Annotated in this window: 32 protein-coding genes and 1 tRNA gene; 14 read left to right on the plus strand and 19 right to left on the minus strand. The window is 63.2% G+C overall.

Annotation, left to right across the window (positions count from 1 at the left end):
- Positions 1-4: 4 nt before the first annotated feature.
- The 11 genes from OXR00_RS13120 to OXR00_RS13170 form a co-directional block, all read right to left on the minus strand.
- Positions 5-652 carry an HK97 family phage prohead protease gene (locus tag OXR00_RS13120; protein ID WP_267388687.1) on the minus strand — a complete coding sequence of 216 codons (648 nt, stop codon included), beginning with the start codon at positions 650-652 and terminating at the stop codon, positions 5-7.
- Entirely contained in the window at positions 653-1,915 is a 1,263-nt protein-coding gene (locus OXR00_RS13125) for a phage portal protein (protein ID WP_267388689.1), read from the minus strand.
- On the minus strand, positions 1,915-2,070 hold the full coding sequence (locus tag OXR00_RS13130) for a hypothetical protein (protein WP_267388690.1): 156 nt from the start codon (positions 2,068-2,070) through the stop codon (positions 1,915-1,917). Before OXR00_RS13130 ends, OXR00_RS13125 begins: the two co-directional genes overlap by 1 nt.
- Positions 2,067-3,809 (minus strand): terminase TerL endonuclease subunit, encoded by a 1,743-nt coding sequence (locus tag OXR00_RS13135; RefSeq protein WP_267388691.1) that lies wholly within the window; start codon positions 3,807-3,809, stop codon positions 2,067-2,069. Before OXR00_RS13135 ends, OXR00_RS13130 begins: the two co-directional genes overlap by 4 nt.
- 68 nt (positions 3,810-3,877) lie before the next feature.
- Positions 3,878-4,261 carry a P27 family phage terminase small subunit gene (locus tag OXR00_RS13140; protein WP_267388692.1) on the minus strand — a complete coding sequence of 128 codons (384 nt, stop codon included), beginning with the start codon at positions 4,259-4,261 and terminating at the stop codon, positions 3,878-3,880.
- 249 nt (positions 4,262-4,510) lie between these two features.
- Positions 4,511-4,837 carry an HNH endonuclease signature motif containing protein gene (locus OXR00_RS13145; RefSeq protein WP_267388694.1) on the minus strand — a complete coding sequence of 109 codons (327 nt, stop codon included), beginning with the start codon at positions 4,835-4,837 and terminating at the stop codon, positions 4,511-4,513.
- Positions 4,838-5,014: 177 nt separating this feature from the next.
- Positions 5,015-5,251, minus strand: a complete 237-nt coding sequence (locus OXR00_RS13150) for a hypothetical protein (protein ID WP_267388695.1) — start codon at positions 5,249-5,251, stop codon at positions 5,015-5,017.
- Positions 5,252-5,362: 111 nt separating this feature from the next.
- Positions 5,363-6,040, minus strand: coding sequence for a hypothetical protein (locus tag OXR00_RS13155; protein ID WP_267388697.1), 678 nt, complete (start codon positions 6,038-6,040; stop codon positions 5,363-5,365).
- Positions 6,037-6,675: a DUF3164 family protein gene (locus OXR00_RS13160; RefSeq protein WP_267388699.1), complete on the minus strand. Its 639-nt coding sequence runs from the start codon at positions 6,673-6,675 to the stop codon at positions 6,037-6,039. Before OXR00_RS13160 ends, OXR00_RS13155 begins: the two co-directional genes overlap by 4 nt.
- On the minus strand, positions 6,675-6,857 hold the full coding sequence (locus OXR00_RS13165) for a hypothetical protein (protein ID WP_267388701.1): 183 nt from the start codon (positions 6,855-6,857) through the stop codon (positions 6,675-6,677). Before OXR00_RS13165 ends, OXR00_RS13160 begins: the two co-directional genes overlap by 1 nt.
- An 817-nt stretch (positions 6,858-7,674) precedes the next feature.
- Positions 7,675-8,355, minus strand: coding sequence for a hypothetical protein (locus OXR00_RS13170; RefSeq protein ID WP_267388702.1), 681 nt, complete (start codon positions 8,353-8,355; stop codon positions 7,675-7,677).
- A gap of 448 nt (positions 8,356-8,803) precedes the next feature.
- On the opposite strand from OXR00_RS13170, the gene OXR00_RS13175 reads away from it, so the two are divergent.
- Positions 8,804-9,763: a hypothetical protein gene (locus tag OXR00_RS13175; protein WP_267388703.1), complete on the plus strand. Its 960-nt coding sequence runs from the start codon at positions 8,804-8,806 to the stop codon at positions 9,761-9,763.
- 367 nt (positions 9,764-10,130) lie between these two features.
- Here the strand turns inward: OXR00_RS13175 and OXR00_RS13180 are convergent, their stop codons facing one another.
- From OXR00_RS13180 to OXR00_RS13195, 4 genes are all read right to left on the minus strand, one after another.
- Entirely contained in the window at positions 10,131-10,427 is a 297-nt protein-coding gene (locus OXR00_RS13180) for a hypothetical protein (protein ID WP_267388705.1), read from the minus strand.
- Positions 10,428-10,677: 250 nt separating this feature from the next.
- On the minus strand, positions 10,678-10,881 hold the full coding sequence (locus tag OXR00_RS13185) for a hypothetical protein (protein WP_242148963.1): 204 nt from the start codon (positions 10,879-10,881) through the stop codon (positions 10,678-10,680).
- 198 nt (positions 10,882-11,079) lie between these two features.
- The gene (locus OXR00_RS13190) at positions 11,080-11,514 is read right to left on the minus strand and encodes a DUF4826 family protein (RefSeq protein ID WP_267388708.1); all 435 of its coding nucleotides are present in this window, start codon (positions 11,512-11,514) and stop codon (positions 11,080-11,082) included.
- Positions 11,515-11,725: 211 nt separating this feature from the next.
- Complete coding sequence (locus OXR00_RS13195; protein ID WP_267388709.1) at positions 11,726-12,064, minus strand: hypothetical protein; 339 nt, start codon at positions 12,062-12,064, stop codon at positions 11,726-11,728.
- A 488-nt stretch (positions 12,065-12,552) separates the two neighbouring features.
- Here OXR00_RS13195 and OXR00_RS13200 point away from each other — a divergent pair, with 488 nt between their 5' ends.
- The 7 genes from OXR00_RS13200 to OXR00_RS13230 all read left to right on the plus strand — a co-directional run bounded on the left by OXR00_RS13200 (position 12,553) and on the right by OXR00_RS13230 (position 15,038).
- The gene (locus OXR00_RS13200) at positions 12,553-12,822 is read left to right on the plus strand and encodes a DNA-binding protein (protein WP_267388711.1); all 270 of its coding nucleotides are present in this window, start codon (positions 12,553-12,555) and stop codon (positions 12,820-12,822) included.
- Positions 12,823-13,126: 304 nt separating this feature from the next.
- On the plus strand, positions 13,127-13,603 hold the full coding sequence (locus OXR00_RS13205; RefSeq protein ID WP_267388712.1) for a hypothetical protein: 477 nt from the start codon (positions 13,127-13,129) through the stop codon (positions 13,601-13,603).
- 101 nt (positions 13,604-13,704) lie between these two features.
- The gene (locus OXR00_RS13210; protein ID WP_267388713.1) at positions 13,705-14,082 is read left to right on the plus strand and encodes an XRE family transcriptional regulator; all 378 of its coding nucleotides are present in this window, start codon (positions 13,705-13,707) and stop codon (positions 14,080-14,082) included.
- Positions 14,079-14,276, plus strand: coding sequence for a hypothetical protein (locus OXR00_RS13215; RefSeq protein ID WP_267388714.1), 198 nt, complete (start codon positions 14,079-14,081; stop codon positions 14,274-14,276). The genes OXR00_RS13210 and OXR00_RS13215 overlap by 4 nt, the downstream gene beginning before the upstream one ends.
- The gene (locus OXR00_RS13220) at positions 14,273-14,476 is read left to right on the plus strand and encodes a hypothetical protein (protein ID WP_267388715.1); all 204 of its coding nucleotides are present in this window, start codon (positions 14,273-14,275) and stop codon (positions 14,474-14,476) included. The genes OXR00_RS13215 and OXR00_RS13220 overlap by 4 nt, the downstream gene beginning before the upstream one ends.
- A complete protein-coding gene (locus tag OXR00_RS13225) occupies positions 14,473-14,712 on the plus strand; it encodes a DUF2312 domain-containing protein (RefSeq protein WP_267388716.1) in 240 nt (79 codons plus the stop codon). The genes OXR00_RS13220 and OXR00_RS13225 overlap by 4 nt, the downstream gene beginning before the upstream one ends.
- Positions 14,709-15,038, plus strand: coding sequence for a hypothetical protein (locus OXR00_RS13230; RefSeq protein ID WP_267388717.1), 330 nt, complete (start codon positions 14,709-14,711; stop codon positions 15,036-15,038). Before OXR00_RS13225 ends, OXR00_RS13230 begins: the two co-directional genes overlap by 4 nt.
- Before the next feature lie 510 nt (positions 15,039-15,548).
- Here the strand turns inward: OXR00_RS13230 and OXR00_RS13235 are convergent.
- Positions 15,549-15,728, minus strand: coding sequence for a hypothetical protein (locus OXR00_RS13235; RefSeq protein WP_267388718.1), 180 nt, complete (start codon positions 15,726-15,728; stop codon positions 15,549-15,551).
- Between OXR00_RS13235 and OXR00_RS13240 the strand changes: the two genes are divergently transcribed.
- On the plus strand, positions 15,729-16,721 hold the full coding sequence (locus OXR00_RS13240) for a tyrosine-type recombinase/integrase (protein ID WP_267388719.1): 993 nt from the start codon (positions 15,729-15,731) through the stop codon (positions 16,719-16,721).
- Positions 16,722-16,739: 18 nt separating this feature from the next.
- Here OXR00_RS13240 and OXR00_RS13245 read toward each other — a convergent pair.
- Positions 16,740-16,815: transfer RNA gene (locus tag OXR00_RS13245), tRNA-Ala, on the minus strand.
- Positions 16,816-17,046: 231 nt separating this feature from the next.
- On the opposite strand from OXR00_RS13245, the gene OXR00_RS13250 reads away from it, so the two are divergent.
- Positions 17,047-18,063 carry a DUF2171 domain-containing protein gene (locus tag OXR00_RS13250; protein ID WP_267388720.1) on the plus strand — a complete coding sequence of 339 codons (1,017 nt, stop codon included), beginning with the start codon at positions 17,047-17,049 and terminating at the stop codon, positions 18,061-18,063.
- A gap of 378 nt (positions 18,064-18,441) precedes the next feature.
- Here the strand turns inward: OXR00_RS13250 and OXR00_RS13255 are convergent, their stop codons facing one another.
- Positions 18,442-19,359: a neutral zinc metallopeptidase gene (locus OXR00_RS13255; protein ID WP_267388721.1), complete on the minus strand. Its 918-nt coding sequence runs from the start codon at positions 19,357-19,359 to the stop codon at positions 18,442-18,444.
- Positions 19,360-19,565: 206 nt separating this feature from the next.
- Between OXR00_RS13255 and OXR00_RS13260 the strand changes: the two genes are divergently transcribed.
- From OXR00_RS13260 to OXR00_RS13275, 4 genes are all read left to right on the plus strand, one after another.
- Positions 19,566-19,928: a hypothetical protein gene (locus tag OXR00_RS13260; RefSeq protein WP_267388722.1), complete on the plus strand. Its 363-nt coding sequence runs from the start codon at positions 19,566-19,568 to the stop codon at positions 19,926-19,928.
- A 100-nt stretch (positions 19,929-20,028) separates the two neighbouring features.
- The gene (locus OXR00_RS13265; RefSeq protein ID WP_267388723.1) at positions 20,029-21,207 is read left to right on the plus strand and encodes a patatin-like phospholipase family protein; all 1,179 of its coding nucleotides are present in this window, start codon (positions 20,029-20,031) and stop codon (positions 21,205-21,207) included.
- Positions 21,207-21,992: a 3-hydroxybutyrate dehydrogenase gene (locus OXR00_RS13270; RefSeq protein WP_267388724.1), complete on the plus strand. Its 786-nt coding sequence runs from the start codon at positions 21,207-21,209 to the stop codon at positions 21,990-21,992. Before OXR00_RS13265 ends, OXR00_RS13270 begins: the two co-directional genes overlap by 1 nt.
- 105 nt (positions 21,993-22,097) lie before the next feature.
- Positions 22,098-22,748 carry a DUF4893 domain-containing protein gene (locus OXR00_RS13275; RefSeq protein ID WP_267388725.1) on the plus strand — a complete coding sequence of 217 codons (651 nt, stop codon included), beginning with the start codon at positions 22,098-22,100 and terminating at the stop codon, positions 22,746-22,748.
- Here the strand turns inward: OXR00_RS13275 and OXR00_RS13280 are convergent.
- The gene (locus tag OXR00_RS13280; protein WP_267388726.1) at positions 22,745-23,707 is read right to left on the minus strand and encodes a cation diffusion facilitator family transporter; all 963 of its coding nucleotides are present in this window, start codon (positions 23,705-23,707) and stop codon (positions 22,745-22,747) included. The genes OXR00_RS13275 and OXR00_RS13280 overlap by 4 nt on opposite strands.
- Positions 23,708-23,786 lie beyond the last annotated feature (79 nt).

The following is a 23,786-nucleotide window of genomic DNA, read 5'->3' on the forward strand; positions in this document are numbered from 1 at the left end:
CTGATCAGGAGAGCGCGGTCGACGCTTTCCGCAGGGACATGAGCAGGTCTTTCGTCCCGTCGCGGGCGGCCTGTTCGAGCGGGTCACCACCATCACGGAGGTGTTTCTTGACGATCGCCACCGCCTTCACGGCTTCGGCACTCGAAAGATTGCATTCGGAGCGCAGCACGCGCTCGAGCTCGCGCGGATCGAACGCGCCTTTGACGCCGGTAATCTGCGCTTCGGGAAGCATCGGGAAGGTGACGACGCTCACCTCCCAGAGATCGACCTTCTTGAGGCTGCGCGCGCCGGTGGTGCGGTCGATCGCGTAATCCTGCGTTCGATAGCCGATCGAGAGGCCGCGAATGGCCTTGGCCTTGATCAGCGCGCGCACCGCTGCCGCCTGCGGCACCTCGAGCACGAGCTGGCCGCTCAGTTTCAGGCCTTTCTCGTCCTCGGCATAGTCATTCCAAACGCCGATCGGCGCCGAAGCGTCGTGATTCCACAGCATCGGCACGCCGGCCGAGCCCTTTGCGCGCAACGACGCCTTGAACGCGCCTGGTAGAACGATGTCGCCGCCGCGATCGATCAGGTTGAAAACCGAGCCGTAGCCGTCGATTTTGCCGGTCTCATCGTCGAATTTGAACTCGAGATCGCAGGAAAGGCGGTCCATTTACTGCTCCTTGGGCGGGATCGAGGGCTTGGTAGCCGGCACCGGCAGGTCTCGGCCGTCCTGAATCGCCATGTTCGCCTCGACGATGTACTGGTCGCCGCCCGGATCGCTGCGCGGGTTGAGGTTCTCGCCGGCGCGCCAGTCGTTGGCGTTGATGATGCCGTTGCGGCGCTGGATCTGACGACCTTCCTGCCGACTTTTGAAATCGCCGCGCATCGAGACGTCGAGATCGAAGCGAAGCTGGAGGCCTTGGCGCTTATCAGCCGCCGTGAGCAGCGAAACCTCGCCGGATTGCTCCAAGCGGCCGGCCCACGGCGTCAGCGTGTACTGCCGGTGCGCCAGGAACATCTGCTCCGAGCTGGAATAGGTCGCGACCTTGTCGGCGAGGCCTACCATGATCGGCATGACGCGGACGCCGCGACAAACCTCCTGGACCTGGTAGTTGCGGGTGGCCAGATGCTCGGTGTCGACGCCCGACATCTGCTGGTTGAACCACTTGGCGCCGCGATCAAGCACCATCGGCGCACCGGAGAGATCGCCGGCTGCGGCGTAGCGCTTCAGCCAGGTCACCATCTGCTCGTGCTGCTTGCCCGTCAGCTCGCCCTCGATCGCGTAGACGCCGCTCTGCTTGGTGCCGCCACTGTGCAGCTCGGCATGGCTGCCCTCCAGCGCCAGGCTGAGGCCGAGCGCCTCGCGCACCAGGCGGACGGTCTCCATGCCCATCCAACCGTTCCAGCTCGGCCCGCGAATGTGCCAGATCAGGTTGTTGGGAACGGTGCGGAAGCCGCCGTCTTCGCCGGCGACGTCATAGCGCAGCGTGCGATCGGGCAGCCGCGTCACCTGAACCTTGGCCGGCTCGAGCACGAGCAGCTCGTGGATCCGGCCGGAGTCGCCGACCCGGTTGATGAACACGTAGGCGTTACCGCAGAGCATGACGTGGAAGACGATCGTCTCCCACAGCGAGAATGCAGTTAGCCCCTCGCTCGGCTCGAGGTAGAGCAGCTGGTGAAGATCGTGATCGCTGGCAACGTCGAAGCCGCCGCCGGTTCGCGGCCGCATCAAACTGCACCGCGACACCGCGATATCCTCGCCCACCACCCGGCAGCACGCCAGCATCGCCGTCACCTGAAGCGCGGTCGACCAGTTGATGCTGATGCCGGTCTTGCTGGCGGCATCGAGCAGGAAGCCCGGCAGCCAGTCGAGCGTCTGCGCATCGGCGCTTTTGCGCGAAGGGGCGGCAAGCGCGCCGAATAAGCCACGCATCAGCGCTGGCGTACCAGCATCACGACGGCGCCGACGATAACGAGGCCGGTCAGAATGGTCGCGGCCGCGAAGCTCAGCTGGGCGACGCCGCAAACGACGATGCCGACGCCGACGACGCCGGCCGCCTCGAGCGCCAGATTGTAGAGCTTGCTCATGCATCCTCCCAGAAGGATTTCGCGGCCGGCTGCTCGGAGAGCGCCACGCCGATCGCCGCGATCAGCGCGACGGGATTGTCGATCTTGGCCTCGACGCGCGGTTTGCGCGGGTAGACGTTGTCCTTGGCGTCCAGCTGGGCGACGACGTTGCTCATTTCCCATTCCATCACCGGGCAACCGGCGTGACGGATCAGCTCGGCCTTGGTCCAGGCGTCGAGCTCCTTCATGGGATCGGAGAAGTTGACGACGGTCGGCCGCACCTCGATCACCGGCGCGCCTGATTTCATCAGCCGGGTCACCAGCATCGTCGCCTGGGCGGGATCATAGGCGACGTGCTCGACGTCGAGGATCTCGCGAATGAGGCCGATCGCAATCTCGATCTCCTCATAGTCGGTGATGTTACCCTCACTTACGTCGAGCAGGCCTTGCGCATCCCAGCCTTGGTATGCGCTCACGTCCTCGACCGCCTTGGTCGGCAGAAAGTAGCGGCCGAGCCGGATGTACGGGTCGGCCTTGGTCGCCCGGTCGCCCTCGGGCAGGATCAGCACTTCGAGCGCGGCGATATCGACCTTGGAGGCAAGATCGAGGCTGAGGATCGCGCGCCTGCCGCGAAACTGCTCGATCGCGTCGGCGAACCGCACCGGAATGGTGTCCGTCGCGCACCGACGCCAGGCTTCGATGTCGAAATAGGCCGCCTTCGCGGCGACCCAGAGATTGAGGTGCTTGGTCTTGAAGATGCCGCGCTTTCGCGGCGTCGAAATAGCGTCGCGCTGCCGCGCCAGCAAATAGTCGAGACCAACCGAAATGCCGATGCAAGGGTTCGCCTTGCGGAGCGCGGCCTCAGACTTCCAGTCGTCCTCTTCATCAATCGAATATTCCGCGAAGAACGTGTCGTCATCAATCGGCGGGCCGCCGTTGTGGCCGACGCCGGCGAGCCGCTCGCGCTGCTCCAGGATCATCGCGTAGCATGGGCCGGCCAGGTTCTCGCCGGCGGTGGTGATGAGCAGCTGGAGCGGCTGGTCGCGCGCGCCCATGCCGGTGATCATCGTATCGACCTGGGCGTCGTCGCTGTGCTCGTGATATTCGTCGTGGATCGAGCAGCTCGGCGACTGGCCGTCGCCGGGATCGCCGATGATGGTCTCCATGCGGGAGCCATCGTCCGGCAGCAGCAGCTGCTTCGCCAGAACCTCGATGTTGTACTTGTCCCGAAGCCGTTTCAGCTTCTGGACCATCAGTTTCGCAGGGCGAAAGACCTCCCAGGCCTGCTTTTCGTTCGTCGCGCCCGAGTAAACCTCGGCGCCGAACTCGTTGTCGGCGCACAGCATGTACAGCGCGATGCCCGATGCGATCGCCGACTTGCCGTTTTTTCGCGGCACCACCAGCATCCAACGGCGAAACCGGCGCGTATCTCTCTGCGTCCCGTCCTTGTGGACCCAGCCGAACACGACGCAGATGTTCCAGATCTGCCAGGGCTCGAGCACCAGGCGCTTCTTCTGGCGCGCCCACGGCCCCTTGGTATGCGGCAAGCGCTCGATGAATTGGCACGGCCGCGCGGCGCGCACCTCATCGAAGCGGAAGGGGAAGTCGTCACCGGCGCTGCGCACCAGCTCGGTGATGAACCGCTCGCACTGCAAGCGGATCTGTTTGCCTGCCGGGATCTTGCCCGAGACGACGTCGCCGGCATACTGTCGCGCGATCGCCGCATGGTCCCGCGCCGGCGCGCTGGGCGCGCTCGCCACGGCGATTAGGTTATGAGCGGCTCAGCGCCGCAAGGGCTGCCGCCCGCGTTTGAATTCATCGCGCCACCTCAGAAATCAAATTCGTCGGAGCCGCCGGCCGGTTCTTTCTTGCTGCCGGTCAGCCGCAGGAAGGCGGACGGCGTCAGCCCGAGCTCGCCGAGCAGCGACTGTGTCTGCCGCATCGCGTCCGAAAGCATCGCAACTTCCGGTCGCGCGCGCAGCATGGTGGTCACGACCTGCTGACCGTCGACCTTGCGCACGGTCGAGCTCTCACAAGTGTCGCCCGACATTTCGAGCACCGCCTGCCAGCGTTGGATCTGCTCCTGCCGCTGCGCGAGGATCGCTACCAGCTGGATGAATGCGATATCGGCGCGGCCCTGCTGCTCGAGGATACCAGCGGTTTCACGGAACAGCAGCTGCGCGAGATCCGACAGATGCAGCGGCGGGACCATGCAGCTCGCCGGCGTCGCCGGCAGCTTCGCACGCTCGGTTCCGGTCAAAGCTAGGGCTGGATCCTTGCGCTTCCGGCCAGCGCCTGGCCGCGATCCACCGCTCGGCATCGGCCATTCTCCCGGGGATCATTTTGGTTTTGAATTCGGCCGCGCGAAAATTTGACTAACGTGCGGTGTCCGGCCCGAGGGGCGCCAGAGATCTGACCCGCCCCCGGGGTTGAGGGGTGACATCCCACGATGTGAGACGTTTCAGCGGTCGGCGGTGCGACTGCGCTGGTTCGCCGCGCGCTCGGCCGCGCTCTTGGCATCGTGGCACGGGATGCACAGCCCTTGCTTGTTGGATCGCTCGTCGCTTCCGCCTTCGCTCAGCGGCTTGATATGATCGACCCGGGTGCTGGCGGCGGTGCGGCCTTGCTCAAGGCATGCGCGACAGAGCGGCTCCTCGGCAAGCACCAGGGCACGATCGCGCTGGCCAGCACGGCCGCGCTTGCGCTTGTCGCCGTAGATCGAGGCGCGCTGCCATGCCTTGCGATCAGTTGCGCCAGGACGGCGAAGCGAAGGGGGCTGGATCGGCATCGATGCGCTAGCTGCCGCTCGATCGAGGGACCAAGCGGCTGAGCAGGTAGTCGGTCAGGTCTGCGCTTGCCCGGGGCAAGGCGCGGCACTCGGCTTGGCTGACCGTGTCAGCGCAGCGATCAACCGGCGCAGCGCAGGCGGCGAGCGACAAGGCGGCTGCGAGCGGCAGCACGACAATTACCAGGCGCAGCGTCGGCCGTCCTTGCTAGTCTCGAGCGGCGGATTGATCGCCTTGGCTGCCGTGCCGCGAACGATCGCGCGCAGATCGCCGGCGGTGCGCTCGATATCGTCATGCACGTCTCGGCGCGCCGTGAGGTCACGCTCTGAGGTCTCGTAACGCTCGGCGAGCACGAAGAGGTAATCGCCCAGGTCGCGCAGGCGCGCGCCTTGCGAGGGGGCAGTTGGTGCGGCCATCGCCACCTCCGAAGCTGGATATGCTTACGACTTCCTCCGCGACGGTGTCGCGGGGAGTTAGTAGCGGGCGCGCAAGGGTCGAGGCCCCAGATCGTCTTTCCCGAAAGCCGCTTAGGCGGCAGTGCTCCGGAGAGCTGTGTTGTCGTTTAACGGGGCAGGAAGTACGCGCCAACCCTCAATTTTCCATGAACGGTTGCCGAAGCGGACGTGAGCATAAGGGCCGTTCGCCCGCTCGAACACACCACGGATGCCGACCAGCGCGGGCATGTCGCTCACCTCGACCTCGGCGCCGTCCTTCAGCACGATCGGCGCGCGTCGCAGAGATGCTCGGCGATCGCGCTCGTGCTCCTGCTCGGCACGCCGGCGTGCGGCCGAAGACTTGATGGCCGCGATACGGATCTTCTCGGCTGCCGCATGGCTTTCCGCGTCATGCATTGCCTTGATGGTCGCCGCCGCCTCGGCCTCTTCGGCGCGCAAGCCGGTGATCTCGGCCTCATGGATTTGTGGGACGCGGCCGTCGACGATGAAAACCGAGAACGCCGGGTGAGGCGAACGCTCCGATTTCGCGGCGTTAATCAGATCCTCCAGGAACCGCTCCTGGGCGAAGACGAAGGTCGGCAGGATCGGGATCTGGCTTTCGATCGCTCGGTTTCCCGACGGCGTGTTCGCCCGCACGTATTTGCGCAGCGTGCGCTCAGGGGTCCAGGCCTCGAGCCCCGCCTTGTTGAGCGACCGCGACAGCGCCAGCGTGTGACCGCCGCTTGTCCGAAGGATGATCCAGCGGTTCACGCGGATGCCATGTCGAGCGTGACTGCCCGCCACCCGGCGTCGCCGGCATCGCGGCGGTGGAACCGCACGTAGGTTTTCGAACCAATTACCCGCATGCTTTCGCGGATCGCTTCCATTGCCCGCTGCCAGCGCTCGTCATCGATCGCTACGCGCAGCAGCATGAAGACCTCGGCGCGGTTGATTGTGCCCTGCTGGTCGACCTGGAACACGCGGTTGACCAGGGCGCGCAGCTCGACACCGCCGGTCGCTGCCCATTCGCTCAGGCACTCATCAATGAGCGACTTGGCCGCCTGGATCTCGGGACCGAACTCGATCTGGTCAGCGACTTGGACAAGCACGCGCTGCGTTCCGTCAAAGGTCGTCAGCGTAATATTGCCCTTGGTGCCGCCGATCTTCGCGCCGAACTCCTGGGCGATCAGCGCCTGGTGTGCGCTCACCTGCTCGAAGACCTCACGCTTGAACGCGGTGAGCATATCCGAGAGGCCCGCCGCCTCGCCGAGCAGTCTGCGCACGAGCTCATCCATGAGCAAATCGGCTGGCTTAATCGCGGCGATCGGCACGAGCGCGCCCTTACCGTCGCGCAGGTACGGCTGACCGCCAACGTCGATAGCGGCGGGATGCAACGCGCCGCTCATTAGTTGATCCCGGCTGCCAGCGCGCCGGCTGTCAGGACTGAGCGGGCATTGATCAGGGTCATGCGTGCTGCATTGCCGCGCGCTACCTCGCCCATGATCTCGCCGTATTGCGCCTTGGAAAGCACCACCTGCTCGCCCTCGATAGCGTCAAGCGCAGCGAGCGCCCTTGGTACGTTGATCATGTAACCCCCGGCTAATCTATGTCGGGGAGGTACTCGAAAGGAGGAATGGTCGGGAGGTGGCCAAATGTAGAGGGGGCCTGAATTAGTTCGCCCAGCGGCGATGCGTGCTTATAGCCAAGCATACCCAGCGCCTGCTCTATCGCATGGCGGCACCGCACCACGTCGCGAATAGCAATCCCTCTACGCGATGCGAATGGACGCTCTAGATAGCCCTCGTCGACGAGCTGGTTGACGAACTGCGCTGCACGCGACCGACAGACCACCGGCCGCATCGCCCGGCCAATATCGCCGTACGACGGTGCGGTTCCAGATCGCGAGATCCGTTCGACTATGAAGGCCAGCGCTTCCACCCTGCGGAGTGGCGCTGGAGCGTGCCCCTGCATGTTACCAATATAACAAAAGGCTCGACTCGACGCCACCATGCGTCGGTTCGTCGTCCCGCGACAAGCGCTACGACATGTATTCATTTTGGATGTATTTTTTTGTCGAGAACTGATCATATTGGGGCAGCTATCGGGCAAGCCCCTTTTCCACCGGGTCCGGTAGTTAGAACCGGGCGGCTCGCATACCCGCCCGGTTCGCTCCCCGACTGGTGTCCTGTCAAATCATCGACGCGACGGAGAACCCCTCCGTCGCGCGCTTGCTTCATCCTCGTTAATGCGGCCTTCGACAAGCCAGACGAGGAAAACGTACCCCAGCGTTTTCCCCGCCAGCGTGACGCCTTGGTACCCGCGAACGTTTAGAGGTGGTGGGTAACAGCTCGTCTGGGTGGTGGGCGGAAAGACGATCAGGGATATTCGTTGTGGCAGCTTGGCCTTCAAGCTCGCCGGTGCACGTTAGCTTGGAGCGAGGCGGTGCAATCGTAGAAGACCCTGTCGATGTCCTCAAACTCGAACGGGCGCGTCACCGTCGTCACGACGGTGGGTGGCTTGTCATCCGTCCGGCTGACCTGCATCATGTACGCGACAACATGTCCCCCGATAAACACTCGATCTTCAGGAAGCAGCTGATCTTGCTCGATACGCTGGGCACGACACACTTCGACGAAGTCGTCCGGAAACCGCTGCATTAACAGATTGCCGGAATACCCAGGCTTAGTGCGCACGCCATATTCGAGCCGCTCGCTGGCGAAATCGGCGGTCGATCGATAGGCGAATCCCACGAAGCGCTCTTCCTGCTCGTCGAAACCGAGATGATAGATGGTACTAGTCAGGGTCTCACGCTCGCCAGCTGGTCGGCCGGCATGAAGCGTGCGCAGGCTGTCCGGTGCAAACTCGTCGAGATGCGCTACGTCCGCCGCAAGCATTCCACCCAGTAGGTGCCGCGACCAGTCGAGGATAAAGCCGAGGTTGCCGGTGCCGCAAACTAAAGCGTTCAAGTGCGGAACCGTAAGCACCTTCGACGTAAAGAAGCACGGCTCGAACCTATCGTTCGTGACAAGTGTATCAGCTACGACAAACACCCCGTCAGGTTGCAGGGCAAAATTGATTACCGTCATGGCCCTGTATCGCCCTCGAAGCTGTTTCCTGCAAGGTGCGCCGGCAACCGTTGAAAACCAATTTTGGCGGTTCCGATCCTGCTGCATATTGTCGAACGGCTGTTGCCCAGACCGGAGTCAGCGTCACGCGGCGGATGCATCATCTGACGCGCGGCGGACAACTGCGCAGCCGCGCGCGGGGCGAACTCCTCCGCCGCGCCTAATTGCGCAGTTCCGCCCAAAGCAGAAAGTTGCAGGCACGTACCCCCGGCATACTCCTACTCGCCGCAAGCTGCATCGGCTAAGTTCTCATGCAGCATGGCCATGACTCAGTCGCAAAGCCCATTGTCCAGCAGTATAGTCACACTTTTAGAGTTAACGGTCGAAACTGCTTGCGAAAGTTTAGCAAGAAGTGAAATGGCGCGGAGATCGTGCGGGGGCACGTGATGATTCGTAAGGGGGGAGCGATATGAAGTTGTACGATCGTGTTGCGGCTGCGGTGGTGCTTGTAAGCGTCGCGACGCCGGCATTGGCTGGACCAGTTATTCAGCCAGTACAGGTCGGGACAGAAACTGTTCGGTTCTTGCAAGGCGTACCTACGCTTGATCTGCAGCGAGAGCACGGGGCTGTCCAGATCACGCCACTACCAATTGATCATGGCAGCTACGCCTTTACCTTAGCCGTGTTAAATAAAGGGACCACGAGCGCCAACATTGATGTCACGAATGTCGCAGTCGAGTCTGGAGGCATTCACTACACAGTGTTTTCCCGCTCAGACCTTGAGCACAAGGCCAAAAGCCGGGCGATGTGGAGCAGCATCGCGCTAGCGGCTGTTGGAGGATTGGCGGCTGCTGCTGCAGCGAGTACGACCGATACGTACCGCGCGACGACGTATACTCCCCACGGCACTTACCGAACGATACTGCAAACGCCTAGCGCAAGCGGACAGCTAGCTTCCGCTGCCACAATCGCCGGTACAGGAGCTGGACTCTACGCTATCCAGAACCAGCTCGATAAAACTCGCGAAGCACTCGGCGCGACCACAGTTCAAATGACCACCGTAGATCCACAGGATAGCTACGCCGGACGAATTGTGTTGGCGAAGATAAAGCAAAGTGCCTTGCCGCAGCGAATCAACATCGTTGTTCAGTGGAACGGCGAAGCATATCCGTTTGCTTTCCAGCTGGCCAAAGGGGGCTCGCCGCAGCCTGTTTTCAACAACCTTACGCCGGCCGCCGTCCCAGTAGCTGCGGCTGCCACTCCGCTTGCAATTGCAGCGGCTCCAATTTCTGCGGCTACCACTTCGGCTTCGATCACCGCCGCTCCCGCACCTGCGACGGCAGCTGCAGCAACGACTTCGGCTTCAGTTACCGCTGCCGCTCAGCCCGCAGTCGTGTACCGGTCGATCGAGAGCATGCCACTACACTAATTCGTCTTCTGCGTGCGGCGGAGATACCCTCCGCCGCGTGGTCTCACGGGCCTCGGAATCTCGCCGCGCGTCTAGCCAGAGGATAAGATCGTACCCCGGCGCTACCCCCACTTCCCACACGCGAATGTCTGAAGGTGGTGGTTAGGCGACTGACGGCTTTTGGGACCTCGCCGTAGGAAAGCGACACCAGATCCCACATGAGGAGCATCAAATTTCAGCGTCGCCGTAGACAAGCCAGGAACGGCAGAAATGCGCCGTTCTGACGAAATTTCTCGCCCTCAGATCAGGGCGTAACTATCGAGCTACTAACACCGACCGGACGAGCAAATCGGGTTGCAGCGAATTTGCTCCGGTCGGACGCACGACGTCACGGTTCACCTTCATGTTTGGCCGCGTATATGTCGTGCCGCGTGATCCTTACCGTACCTTCCACAAGCGCATCTCGAGCAATTGCATGCTTAACTGCAGCCGCGATTGCCTTGAGATAGCTGAAATCGGGCTTTTGTTTTCGCGTGGCCATAACAAAGTCTGTTAGGGCTTCGAAATCACCATCACTTAGCAACGCAGTTGCTCGGTCTTGACCAACATGCAGTCCTATCCTGCGATCGCCCGCCACGATCTCGATACCTCGGCTGGTATCAATTCTCACTTGCCGTTCTGGCATGATTGAACACCCATCCCTCTCCGCGCACCACCAACGAGATCCTCTTATTCAACGCGTCGGCATTAAACTCGAAGCAGATTTTTAGCTTAAAAGTAGAGCTTACTTTTGCAAGAACGGCGGGATTGGGAGCACGCTTCAGCAGGTTGGATGTCTTACTTTGGGCGCTAGCGGTCATCGGGGCGGAAGGGGTATCGCGATCGATCCCGCTGGCGGCGGTGCCTGACCAGGGCGGAGGGTGCCTCCGCCCTGGTCAGGGGCGATCAGCAATAGGCGGTGTGGGTGCCTGATCGTCGATGCGACGAACAATGACCACCACCTCTACCGCGTCGCCTCCAGCTTCACCGATCGCCTCAACCACCTCGCCATCGTCCATCATTACGTCGAGCGAACCGCCTAGGTTCACTTCGGTCAGCGCCGAGGCGACGACAGCAGTTACGTCTTTAATATCGGCCATACCGCCTATGTAGCACGGGCTAGCATCAGCTAATAGTCACGGAGTACGGAGGGTGCCTTAAGCGCGATCTGTATGTCCGACTCTGGGCGACTGCCGTCCGTCTGCTCTTTTCCCCGATAGCTGCCGGTCGGCTTCCGGGCGATCCGATCGACGCGGGAACATCGGAACGGCTTGAGGTGGTGGCAAGCCGACCGGCGGCTATTGCTCCCAATTGCGGTCGTCGGCTGCAAAGTTGAGAAATAGTTCCGCACGGATTGCAAGCATTGGTGCCAGTTCATGCTCGTTCGCAGCGTTTCGTAGCCCGAAGCCGTCCGCAGACTTTCTATCAGCCCAAAGTGCGGCCGCTTTCCGCCAGCGGTCACCGATCTCGCGAAGAGCTTGGCGCGGGCTTCGATCTCCTGAACAGGTTATGTAATCGGTCGGGAAGTCGCCTGATACGGCCCACCAGCCAACGGCTCCCGGATATTCAACGCTCTCAACAGCCCAAACCGACACGACCGGGGTCACGTGCCACGCGGGCCAGTCCCCCACGGTCGGAGAGTGGAAGCCTTCGTCGGATAGGTAGACGATAACCTGCTCGCGCTGCTTGGCGCACCACTCGTCATCTGCCTCTTTATTTGGATCGTCGATCATGGTCGCACGGTATCTCGCAGGCGGAACATGAGCAACGCGGGGACGACAGGCTTTGGGCGGTTCGCGACTGTCCGCTTTTCGAGCGCTCGCGGTCGGGCTGAAACGCGACGGACAAACCCTCCGTCGCGTCCTATCAAAAGCGACGCATTTGCGCTCATGTTCACGATGATAAATTCCGACCACACCCCGCAGCTACCCCCAATTGGGATAGTCAGCGCGGAGCGACGTAGGCGCAATTTCGTAGAGTTGAGCGATCGAGCGTCGCTCGGAGCACCACGGCTGTTTTGCCGTCAACCTCACGCAGCGTCGCGATTGTCGCCGAACACCCCTGCCCCTCGTTCAGCAAAACGCCACGAAGCCAATTACTGCGTCCGATATAGCCGATCGTCTGGCTGCGGCTACATTTCACCACGACCGCATCCCGATCGTAGGGATTGCCGTACTCGGCAAACAAAGTCACTCGTTCGCCCTCGCGGCACAAGGAAATAGCCCGCTGGTAAGAGGCTTCGCCTACAATCCCCACATGATAAGTGCGAGCATCGGCTGACATATTTTCTTCCTCTCCGGCTCCTATTCGCAATTGTTGCAAACCGTTGCAAGGTCAAGCGTCAGCTGCAGCGCATGCCTGTACTAGGGAGTGGACGTGTTCGAGCAGCGCCCGCTGGAACGGTGCTGGAAGCAACATGAATGCATCCACCAGCTGCTGGGCGTCAGGCGTAAGCGTCGCCCCCAGCCGCTCCCTGCCAGTGACAATCCAGTACCAATCTGCCCCGGCCTCACCGATCCGCAGAAGGTACTCGGTTGAGGGAAGCGCCCCTGCCTCATACCGGTGCTGCGTGTTGAGACTGACGCCTCCAATCTCTGCGACGCGCGTCTGATTCGCGCCAATTTGCTTACGCCAAGCGCGCAATCGGCCCGCCATTTCCTCATCGATGGTGGAATCAGTTTGACGTTTCACCACAAATCAGACAAACATCGCTCGCGTTACAACAGATTGGCACATTGCACATGTCCCCGGCCCGAGTCCCAATTGAAGCGATGAAGGAGCGCGCCCAAGCGGCGCGCATTCGCTTCGAGGCATCGGGTACGAACATCAGCGAGTGGGCCCGGGCTCACGGCTTCTCGATCAGCCTCGTGCAGTCGGTGCTGGCTGGGAACCGGGCGTGTCGACGCGGCGAGTCGCACGCGATTGCCGTCGCGCTCGGTATGAAGCCGCAGGTCTCCCCGCCCGGCCCGCTGCCGGTTGAGCCGGAGTATCGCACGGAAGCCACTCGAACAGATATCGTCGGCATAGAAACGGCCCGATGATCGTCCCATCTTTTCCCCCTGTCGGCCGCTTACAGATCGGTCGAAAACTCCGCAGAGCGGACCTCGTGCTGTCGAGGCTGTTGCAGCGAGTGCCCCTTGACCGTCTGCCGTACCTGACTGCCGACGGCGTCGATCATCCTCCCCGATCGACGCCGCCAATCGGTAGCAAATCAGGTGTGCGTGGTCTTTCCCGGACGACGACAGAATTTCGGATAGAAGGCCCGTTCGCCACGATGGCGGCAAGCGGCGTCGGCGGGTTAAGCCCTTACTCGTTAGCGCCGTTCCATTTGGCCGGTGATCATTGATGACTAAGGTCCGCAAAACAAATTCAATCGAGGAAGTTCTCACCGACGTTATGGGCAAGGCCGGTCTCGGCCGTGCTCGCTGCGTCGAGATCACCGGGCGATCGGTCAGCTACCTGCTCGAGGCAAGCGATCCGGACAAACCGCAGCTGCTCAGTGCGCAAGATCTGATCAAGCTCGACCTGGCACATATCGGGCACGACGGGACTGCGCCGTTCTACACGGCGATCGGCGTCATGTTGGCGCGCGCACGGGCAGAGATCTACGTCGATGCTGCTGCGATTCAGCGGGCCACGCGTGAGGTGTTGAAGGAAGACGGCGAGGCGCACCTCGCGTTGTTCGCTGCATCTCAGCCCGGGGCAACCGACCAAGAACTGCGGGACGCACTTCGCGAAACAACCGAAGCAGCGGTCGCGGCAACGCAGGCAATCGAAACCGTTCGCACCGCGCTTGAGAAGCGGCATCAGCTGCCGCCATGATCGCCCCGCGCTGAACTGACCAGCACCACCATCGTCTCCGCCGAACCCGTCGCAATCACGCGATTTCGGGCACGGTTTTCTGCTGCCTGAGAGGTTCCGCCGTGCCACCGCTTACACCAGGTGCCTACATCAAGATGCGCCGACAAGCGCAGGGGCTGACGATCGCCGATGTCGCGGCGCGTCTTGAGACCGTGCCGCACCTCGGCGATCACGCCCGCGCCGAGATCATTGCCCTGATCGAAGCGGACGCTCAGCCAGCAACGTTCAACACGATCATCGCGCTCGGCAGCGTCGTGCGGTTCAATCTCGACGTGCTCTGCGCCCTCGCGCGCATTAGCATGGGCGCGACCTTTCCTCCGCCCGTTCTCTGCCGCGTGTGCGCGTGGAGCGCGTACGACTGCGAGTGGGATCTCAGCCGGATGTGGGCGCAGCCCGATCTCTGCTCGTCCTGCGCGCCGAGTGTCGGCGCGGCCGCGTGAACGATTTTCCGCCGCCATCCCCCCGCGCCGTGCGTGTCGCCTGGATCGCGCTCGATGTCGCGACCGTGGTCGCAGGCATCGCCGCCGCATCCGCCTTTAGCCGTCACTTCGCTTCCGCACTGGTGACCATCACGATCCTCGTCGCGATCGCCGTCACCGCTTTCATCATCCCCTTAAGGGAGTTCGCCCGGTGAAACCGTACCTGATGCCGCTTGAGCGCCACGAGGCGCATATCATCCACCGCCAGAATCGCCGCTGCCCCAGGCGCCGGCGTCCGATGAGCCAGGTGACGCGCAGCTCGGCGCTGTTCGCTGGCGGCATGGCGCTGGGCTTCGCGATCGTCGCAGTGCAAGGCAATCTGGAGGCAGCCCTACGCGCGCTGTTCGGACTGTGAGCGAGAACATCGCCGCCCACCAGCTTCGTCTCCTGATCGAGCGCATCGAGCGTCTCGAAGAAGACAAGAAGGGCATCGCTGATGATATCAACGACGTCTACGGCGAGGCTAAGTCCACCGGCTTCGACGTTAAGACGATCCGCACAATCGTCCGTCTGCGCAAGATGGAGAAGCACCATCGCGACGAAGCGGACATGCTGCTCGAGACGTACCGCCAAGCGCTGGGGCTGGCATGATGATCCACGGTACGATCACCGCCGATGGTCTGGCGTGGCCCGCGCAAACCTATCTCGATGCGCTCCGCTTTCGCAAAATTGATCCGTTTAATCCTCCGTGTCTTGATGAGCGCGTTCGGCTTGTCACGGTCGATCGAGATCTACGCGTACGGTCGCCTGCGTTCGCCGACGATATCGATTGGCCGCGCACTGTCGCCTATCGTCCGCTCGAACATACCAGCGCGGCGACGCCGTGCCGGATCTACGGGCAACCAAGCCTCAACATCGAAACCGACATCTGCGAGCAATGCGATGACGAGCCCGGTGGTCTGTGGCCGGAATATTGATGGTCAGGAGCGCTCGGGTCCGTCGTGATAAGGCACGCACACCTGTCGAGCCTTGCAGCTGCCTTGAGTGCGGCGCCCTTGATCGCGCGCATCCACTCGAGGGCGTCCAGCTTTCACTGCTTTCTGGCGAGCGACCCGATGCGACCTGCCAGTCCGCTCCACGCAAGGAAACCACTCGATGACCGCACCGATCGTGAGGCTCGATCAGAAGCTCAGCCGCGCAGTCGACATAGGGAAAGGCGTCCGCCTGGAGCCTCCCGACCTCGATCTGCTCGCAAGCCTCGGTGTGTTCAAGGTTCTACACGAGGCGAAGGCTGAATATCTAAAGGAACAGGGACGATGCCGGCACGCGCGGCGCCAATCTACAGGCGCGGGAAATATTGGCTCGATTGGGACCGGAGCGCCGGCGGGGCTCTCCGCTCCCCTAACCTCACAATCTTCTGGTACGATCCCGATGCAGGACGTGTCCGCAGCGCTTCTGCGCGCACGGCGGAAGAGGGTGCCGCAATCCTAGCGCTCGATCGCCGTTATCTTGCCGACACTGAGGAGGCGCCGGCGTTTTGCCACGCGTGCGGGCAGCCGATCGCGCGCGCCGAATCGTATCTGCTGACCGACGCCATAGCGGACTATCGGCTCGAGCATGGCGATCAACTTGCCTCGGCGACCTCGATCGAAGCCCGGCTCAAACATGTGCTCGACTTTCTAGACGCCGAAGCGGCGCTCGAAAGCGAAGGGCGTTTTGGCGTCGCCACGACATGCGCAGCCGCGTGCACGGCGACCTTCGCAAAGGCGTTCCGCGCCTGGTCAGCGAAGCAGCCGGCTGTCTGGCGCAATGGCAAGGGCGAGGTCACGGTTTCGCGGCCGCGTTCCGCATCGTCGACGGAGATGTCGATCGCGCAAGTCGCGGCGGTGCTCAATCACGCCGCGAACGCGGACCCGCCACGCTCGGACAAGCGGCCCGTCTTCAAGCCGAAGGCGAGCGAGAAGGTCCAGCGGACACGACGATCCCGCATAGGCCTGCCCGAGCTGGCGACCATGCTGCGTTACGCGGCCGAGTCCGGCAAATCGCGAGAATCGCTGCACGCATTTCTAATCGGCTCGATCTGCACGATCGCGCGGCCCAGCTCGGTCACCGACATCTGCGTAGCACCCGAACGTTCGCAATGGGCGCCGCGCCTGCCGTTAATTGATCTCAACCCCGCAGGTCGGGTCCAGACGAAGAAGTTCCGGCCCACCCTGCCGGTACTGCCGCTACTCGATCGGTGGCTCGAAGAAGAATACGCGACGTACATGGCGCTCGCGCCAGAGAAGCGCGTCGGACGTGGCTGGCTGGTCAACTACCACGGCCGGGCGATCAAATCGGTCGATCGCGCCTGGGATACAATGCTCGCGGAGCTCGATCTACCGACCGGACGCGAGTGGCGCTCGTACATTCTGCGGCACAGCCTGGCCACGATCGTCCGCAACCGTAGCGCTTCCGCTTGGGATCTGCAGGGTTTCATGGGGCACCGCAGCCCAAGTCAGACCGAGGTCTACGCAATCGGCGAGTTTGGCACCGTCGTGACGGCGCTGAACGAAGTTATCAGCGAGCTTGAGCGCCTTGCGCCCGGCACTTTGCACCGGAAACACACCGGAACTGCTCCGCATGCGCCGACAGTGAAGGAGGCTAAGATGTCACCTTAAAAACAACCGCTTAAGGGTTGGTGGAGCTGAGGGGAATCGAACCCCTGACCTCTGCAGTGCGATTGCAGCGCTCTCCCATCTGAGCTACAGCCCCATTCCACCCGGTGGATGCGGTAGATCGCGTTTACCTGTGGTTTCCGGACGATGCAACCAGTCTCACGCGCAAAATGCCTTGCGGCAGGCTGCATCGCTCATGCGGCGGCGTGCGCGACGTTTGCCTCTTGATCTGGAACAATCGGCGCGCTCATCCCTTCTTTTCGTAGCACCTGGCAAACAGGCGATGATGCCGGGCCAGACGCCAGGACCGTCTCAGGAGGACGCCATCATGGGTTACGAACGCTACCCCAACAACAGCAACGCCGACGATTATTACACGCGCCCCGATCCCGATATCCAGGGTCGCGACTACGGCTCAGGCCGCGACTATTCCTATTCCAGCGCCCGCGACTATCAGGCTGCCGGCGCATATGATCGCGACCGCGGTGCGGGCTATGGCCAGCGCGGCGGGCAGGATCGCAACCGCGATTACGGACGCGACGCATATCCGCAGCAGGGCTATGGCCGTGACGGTGGTTACGCGCGCGGCCAGCGTCAGGGCGGCGGCGAGTATCGCGGCAGCTACGGCAGCGGCGGCCACCGCTACGTCGAGGAACGCGATCGCCCGGCGAGTGGTCGCGACTATGGTCGTCAGCCGCAAGGCTATGATTATGAGGATCGCGGTTTCTTTGATCGCGCCGGCGACGAGGTTCGCTCGTGGTTCGGCGACGAGGAAGCCGAGCGTCGCCGCAACATGGACGCGCGCTACGACGGTCGTGACGACCGCAGCAGCAACGACCATAGCCGTTATGGCGCGTCGGCACATGGACGCGACGACGACTACCACCAGTGGCGCCGCAGCCAGATCGATGCGCTCGATCGCGATTATCACGAGTACCGCACCGAGAACCGCTCCAAGTTCGAGAACGAATTTGGCAGCTGGCGTACGGAGCGCCAGACGCAGCGTAGCGCGCTGACCAAGGTCGAGGAGCATATGGATGTCATCGGGTCCGATGGCGAGCATATCGGCACCGTTGACAAGGTGCGCGGCGATCGCATCCTGCTGACCAAGAATGATCCGGCAGCGGGTGGCCATCACCATTCGATCCCGTCGCGCTGGATCGACTCGGTTGACGGCAAGCAGATCACCGTCCGCAAGACAGCGGCCGAAGCCAAGGCGCACTGGCGCGACGAGGAACGCAACACCGCGTTCTTCGGAGAGGGCAACGCGCAAGAGCGCAATCAGAACGGTGATACGGCGCAAGGTCCGCGTGGGCTGAACCAGAGCTTCTCGGGCACCTACTGAGAAGCGCCCGGCGTCTGGTACGCCGGGGATTGCCTAGTTACCGGAAGCGGGTGCCGTTCGCGGCGCCCGCTTTTTTGTTGCAGATTGCCAACGGGGCAGTGCCAATTCGGCGACGTTACGTAATGTAAATCGTACGGCTACGGCAGGCTATCGTGTCACATCACGACGATTAGCGTTCGCAAAGTGCCGTTTGGGCGAGGCTACGCCAAGCTATATACGGCTACGCGATAGCAATTTTCAGCTAAGGTTCGCGAACGGAACGATAAAACGGCTGTCAGTGAGCAGTATTCGTCCCGCAACCGGCACGAACACCGCTCACTCTTTGCGGCGATAGAAGTTCGGCAGCGTGTAGGCCATCGCCCGGACACGCTTGTCTGCTCAAATATCTCCAGAGAAGGTATCGCACTGCGCGGGGTCGCCGCTGTCGAGACCGGTCTTGAGCCAATGCTGACGCTGCGCCGAGGTGCCGTGGGTGAAGCTGTCCGGCACGACCCGGCCTTGCGACTGCTTTTGCAACGTATCGTCGCCGATCGCCTGCGCGGCGGTCATGCCCTCCTGCACGTCATCCGGATCGAGCCGGTCGCGGTTGTGCGCGGCCCATACGCCGGCGAAGCAATCCGCCTGCAATTCGAGCCGTACCGACATCCGGTTGCCCTCGGTCTTGCTACCCTGCCGCTCGGCCTGCGCAACCTTGTCGGAAGTGCCGAGCAGGTTCTGGATGTGATGGCCGAATTCGTGTGCGATCACGTAATCCTGCGCGAAATCACCCTTCGCACCGAAGCGATTGGCGAGTTCGTCGAAGAAGCTGGTGTCGAGGTATATGCCGCGATCCTCCGGGCAGTAGAATGGACCCATCGCGCTTTGCGCGGCGCCGCAACCGGACTGGCCGTTGCCGGAATAGAACACCAGCTTGGGTTGCGAAAACTGCTGGCCGGACTGCTGGAAGATCGCCGCCCAGGTCTTGTCGGCGGAACTGAAGGCGTTGCATGCCACCTTGCTGCCCGCATCGAGGGTGCAGCTCGATTTGGTATCGGTGCCGTGGCTCGCGCTCTGCTCGCTCGGCGCGTTGGTGTGCCCGCCACCGCCGCCGAGGCCGCCGAGACCACCCAGGCCGCCGAACACCGCCATCACGATCAGCAGCACCACTACGCCGCCACATCCGAATCGGCTCATCACCAGGGGCAACAGGCCGAACAGCATGCCGCCGCCACCGCCCCCGAAACCACCAAGGCCACCACCGCCCTGCCCACGCTGATCCTCGACGTTGATGTTGGGATCGAAATCGTCGAGACGCATCGCGCTGGCCCTCCTCACGCATGACATTCGTAGCGGGCTGAATGCGCGGATGCCAAAGACGTTGCAAGGGCGTGATGAATTCGCATCCACACCAGCCGTTCGCGCGCCGCCCTTCCATCACATGAGCGAAGGAAGATGACATACTTTACATCGGAACGGTGCCATAATTGGATCGTTTCGGGCCTATCCATTTTGGAGTGCTCACAATGAAGGCCTTTCTGACGCTCGCCGTCCTGCTGCCGCTGGTCGCAACTGCCGCGCAGGCACAGTCCAGCCCGCAGACCACGCAGTCCGCCAATGCCGAGGCAGCGGCGCACGCGGCGATGCCGACCGCCGCCGACGCGATCAACGCAGCGAACCAGGCGCAATATCAACGCGACGTCGCCGCGTACGAACACTCGGTGCGCGCGAACTACCGAGAGGCGATGCGCGATCAGGCGCATTACCAGCATCAGCGCCGCGCTTACGCCGATGCGATGGCGGCGTGGCGGGAACAGGTCTACGCCTGCAAGCATGGCCGGACCCGCGCCTGCAATGCGCCGACGCCGAACCCTGCCGATTATTACTGATCGGGCGGCAACCAGGGCAGTGCTGCCTGCGCCGTGAGAATGACACGGTTGTCATCAAACTGTCGTTGATCGCCGCGTCGCTCCGGCGCATGCCCCCGCCATGGCCGATCGCGAACCCCACCAGCGCCCGAAACGCCACGCCAAGGCGCTGCCGCTCCCCGAGACGGTGGCGCTGGTGTTGCAGGGCGGTGGCGCGCTCGGCAGTTATCAGGCCGGCGTGATCGAGGGGTTGGCCGACAGCGGGATCGAGATCGACTGGGTGGCGGGCATCTCGATCGGCGCGGCCAATGCCGCGATCGTCGCGGGTAACCCGCCGGGCAAGCGCGTCGAGCAGCTTCGCGCATTCTGGGCACTGCTGACCAGCGGCCTGCCGAGTTTCCCGATCTTCCCCAACGACCATATCCGCGAGGCACTGCACGAATGGTCGGCCGGGTTCGTGCTGGCGACAGGCGTGCCGGGCTTCTTCGCGCCGCGCGCGGTATCGCCGGTGTTCGCCGCGGCCGGAACGGCGGAGGCGCTGAGCTTCTACGACTCAGGCGCTTTGCGTGATACGCTCGATGCGTTCGTCGACTGGGATCTGCTCAACCACGGGCCGGTGCGGCTGTCGGTCGGCGCGGTCGATGTCGAGAGCGGGAACTTCCGCTTCTTCGACACCGCCACCGATACGATCGACGCGCGGCACATCATGGCATCGGGCGCGTTGCCGCCGGGCTTGCCGCCGGTCGAGATCGACGGTCGACTGTGGTGGGATGGCGGCATCGTCTCCAACACGCCGCTGTCCTACGTGCTCGACAACCAGACGTCTGACCTGCTGGCGTTTCAGGTCGATCTGTTCTCCTCGATCGCGGAGCGGCCGCGCACCATCATGGACGTGATGGCGCGGCAGAAGGAGATCCAGTTCTCCAGCCGCACCCGGCAGGTGTCCGACGTGCTGCTGCGCATCCGCAAGGATCGCGAACTGGCGCGCAAGGTGCTGGCCAAGCTGCCGACGGACCTCGCCTCCGATCCCGATGTGCTCGCGCTGGCGGCACGGTCGCAGGAGGATGCGGTCAACCTCGTGCAACTGATCTACCGTGCCAATGCGTGGGAGGGTGGCTCGCGCGATTTCGAGTTTTCCGCGCGCACGATGGAGGAGCATTGGCGCGCCGGGCTGGCGGCGGTGCAGGAGACGATGGCGAACGCCCGCCTCGTCGCGGAGAATATCGAGACCGGCAAGAGCGCCGCTTTCGACCTGACCGCCCACCCGCAACACCCCCTGAAGACAACGGAGAAAAGCTGATGTTCCTCAAGGGCAAATCCGCGATCGTCACCGGTTCCACCTCGGGCATCGGCCTTGCCTATGCCAAGGCTTTCGCGGCCGAGGGGGCGAGCGTGGTCATCAACGGCTTCGGCGATGCCGGCGACATCGAGAAGGAGCGCGCCGCGCTCGAAGCAACTAGCGGCGCCAAGGCGCTGTACGACGCCGCCGACATGACCAAGCCGGACGAGATCGCGGCGATGGTCAAGCGCTGCCACGACGAGATCGGCGGGCCGGACATCATCGTCAATAATGCGGGCATCCAGTACGTCTCGCCGATCGAGGATTTCCCGATCGACAAGTGGGACGCGATCATCGCGATCAACTTGACGAGCGCGTTCCACATGATGCGCGCCGCCGTGCCGCTGATGAAGGCGGCGAAATGGGGGCGGATCATTTCCACCGCATCGGCGCACTCGCTGGTGGCGAGCCCGGGCAAATCGGCTTACGTCACCGCCAAGCATGGCCTCGCCGGCCTGACCAAGACGATCGCGCTGGAAACGGCGACGTTCGGCGTGACGGTAAACTGCATCTCGCCGGGGTACGTCTGGACGCCGCTGGTCGAGAAGCAGATCCCCGATACGATGAAGACGCGGGGCATGACGCGCGAGCAGGTGATGAACGACGTGCTGCTCGACGCGCAGCCGACCAAGCAGTTCGTGACGGTGGAGCAGGTCGCCGCGTTCGCGCTGTACCTGTGCCGCGACGAGGCGGCGTCGATCACCGGTGCCAACCTGTCGATGGATGGCGGGTGGACGGCCGCCTGATCGTTTCCTCGCCCCCTGCAGCACCAGTCGGAACCCCGCACGCGGCCTTGGCAAGCTGCCGCGTGCGTGGTTAGGTGCTGGGGTGATGACAGGAAAGACGGTCGCTTGAAGACAGCCACGCTCGCCACCCTTCTCTGCGGCTGCGCGGCGCTGCTCGGCTGCGGGGCGAAGACGCGCGTCGAAACCGCATCGTCGGCCGCGCCCAGCGCGCCGACGGTCGCGCCGGATGAGAACTGGCAACTCGTCGCCACCGACGAGGATCGTGACCGCGTACGCGGCTGGCGCGACACCTGGCTCGCCGCCGTGGCGAAAGCGCGCAAGGGTGGACGCGGCGCCGATATCGACCGGCTCGGCGAACTCGTCGATCCGGACCGTGCCTTGACCGATCCGCTGCCGCCCGCCGGTGCCTATCGCTGCACCGTGTACAAGATCGGCGCGGCGGGAACCGCGATGGCGGATTTCACCGCCTTCGAGCCGTCCGACTGCGAAATCGCGCCTGCCGGCGCGCTCACCGCATTCCGCAAGACCGGTGGCGTTCAGCGCCCCGCTGGCCTGCTCTATGCCGACGGCCCGCGTGCGATCTTCCTCGGCACGATGGTGTATGGCGACGAGATCAAGCCGTTCCGCTACGGACAGGATCGGTTGCGCGACATGGCCGGTTATATCGAGCGGATCGGTGACAGGCGCTGGCGGCTGGTGCTGCCCGCCCCGCGCTTTGAATCCATGCTGGATATCATCGAGATCGTGCCGGCCTAGGCAGTCCCGCTTGCTGGCGCATCGACCGGCAACATCGCGGCATTCTCGCGTTTCTCCGGTCGGATGTAGATCGACGACAGCATCGGCAGGCGCGTCTTTAGATCGGTTTCAATCGTCTCGATGATCGTCTCGGCGTCACCCATCGTGACATGGTCCTCGAAATCCGCGCTGATCGCGACGAACACGCTGTCGGGCGCGGTGTGGATGGTGCGGACATGGTTGACGGATGTGATGGCGGGATAGCCGTCGACGATCTTGCGCACCTCCGCCACGATCGCCGGGTCCGCGCCCTCTCCGATCAGCAGCCCCTTCGCCTCGCGCGCGAGCAGCATCGCGATCAGCCCTAGCAGCACGCCGATCAGCACCGAGGCGACGCCGTCGATGCGCGGATCGTCGAAGTGGTGGCTCGCCCACACACCGGCGGCGGCGATGACGAGACCGGCGAGCGCGGCCGAATCCTCGAACAGCACGATGAACCCGGCCGGGTCCTTCGATCGGCGGATCGCCGACCACCAGCCACGCCCGCGATTGTCCGCGCTGAACTCGCGCATCGCCAGGACCCACGATGTCCCCTCCAGGGCAAACGCCACGCCCAGCACGATATAGTTGACCAGCGGGTCCAGCAGCGGCTCCGGCTCCTGGATGTGGACGAAGCCCTCGTACACCGACACGCCCGCGCCGACCGCGAAGATCAGGATCGCGACGACGAAGCTCCAGAAATACAGCTCCCGGCCATAGCCGAACGGATGATCGACATCGGGCGGGCGCTTGCCGCGATGCTGGCCGTAGAGCAGCAGCACCTGATTGAGGCTGTCCACGACCGAGTGGAACCCCTCCGTCAGCATCGACGACGACCCGCTGATCGCCGCCGCGATGAACTTCGCAACCGCGATGCCGAGGTTGGCGGCCAGCGCCGCGAAGATGACGAGGTTCGATTCCCCCTGTTTGGACGACGACATGCAGTTCTCCCGGTTGCACGCCCGGGGTAGCGGGTCGGCAGAGCTTGTCCAGCGCCGCGGCGCTGCCGGCCGGGTTGAG

The organism is Sphingomonas sp. GC_Shp_3, assembly GCF_026540945.1.
GTDB lineage: Bacteria > Pseudomonadota > Alphaproteobacteria > Sphingomonadales > Sphingomonadaceae > Sphingomonas.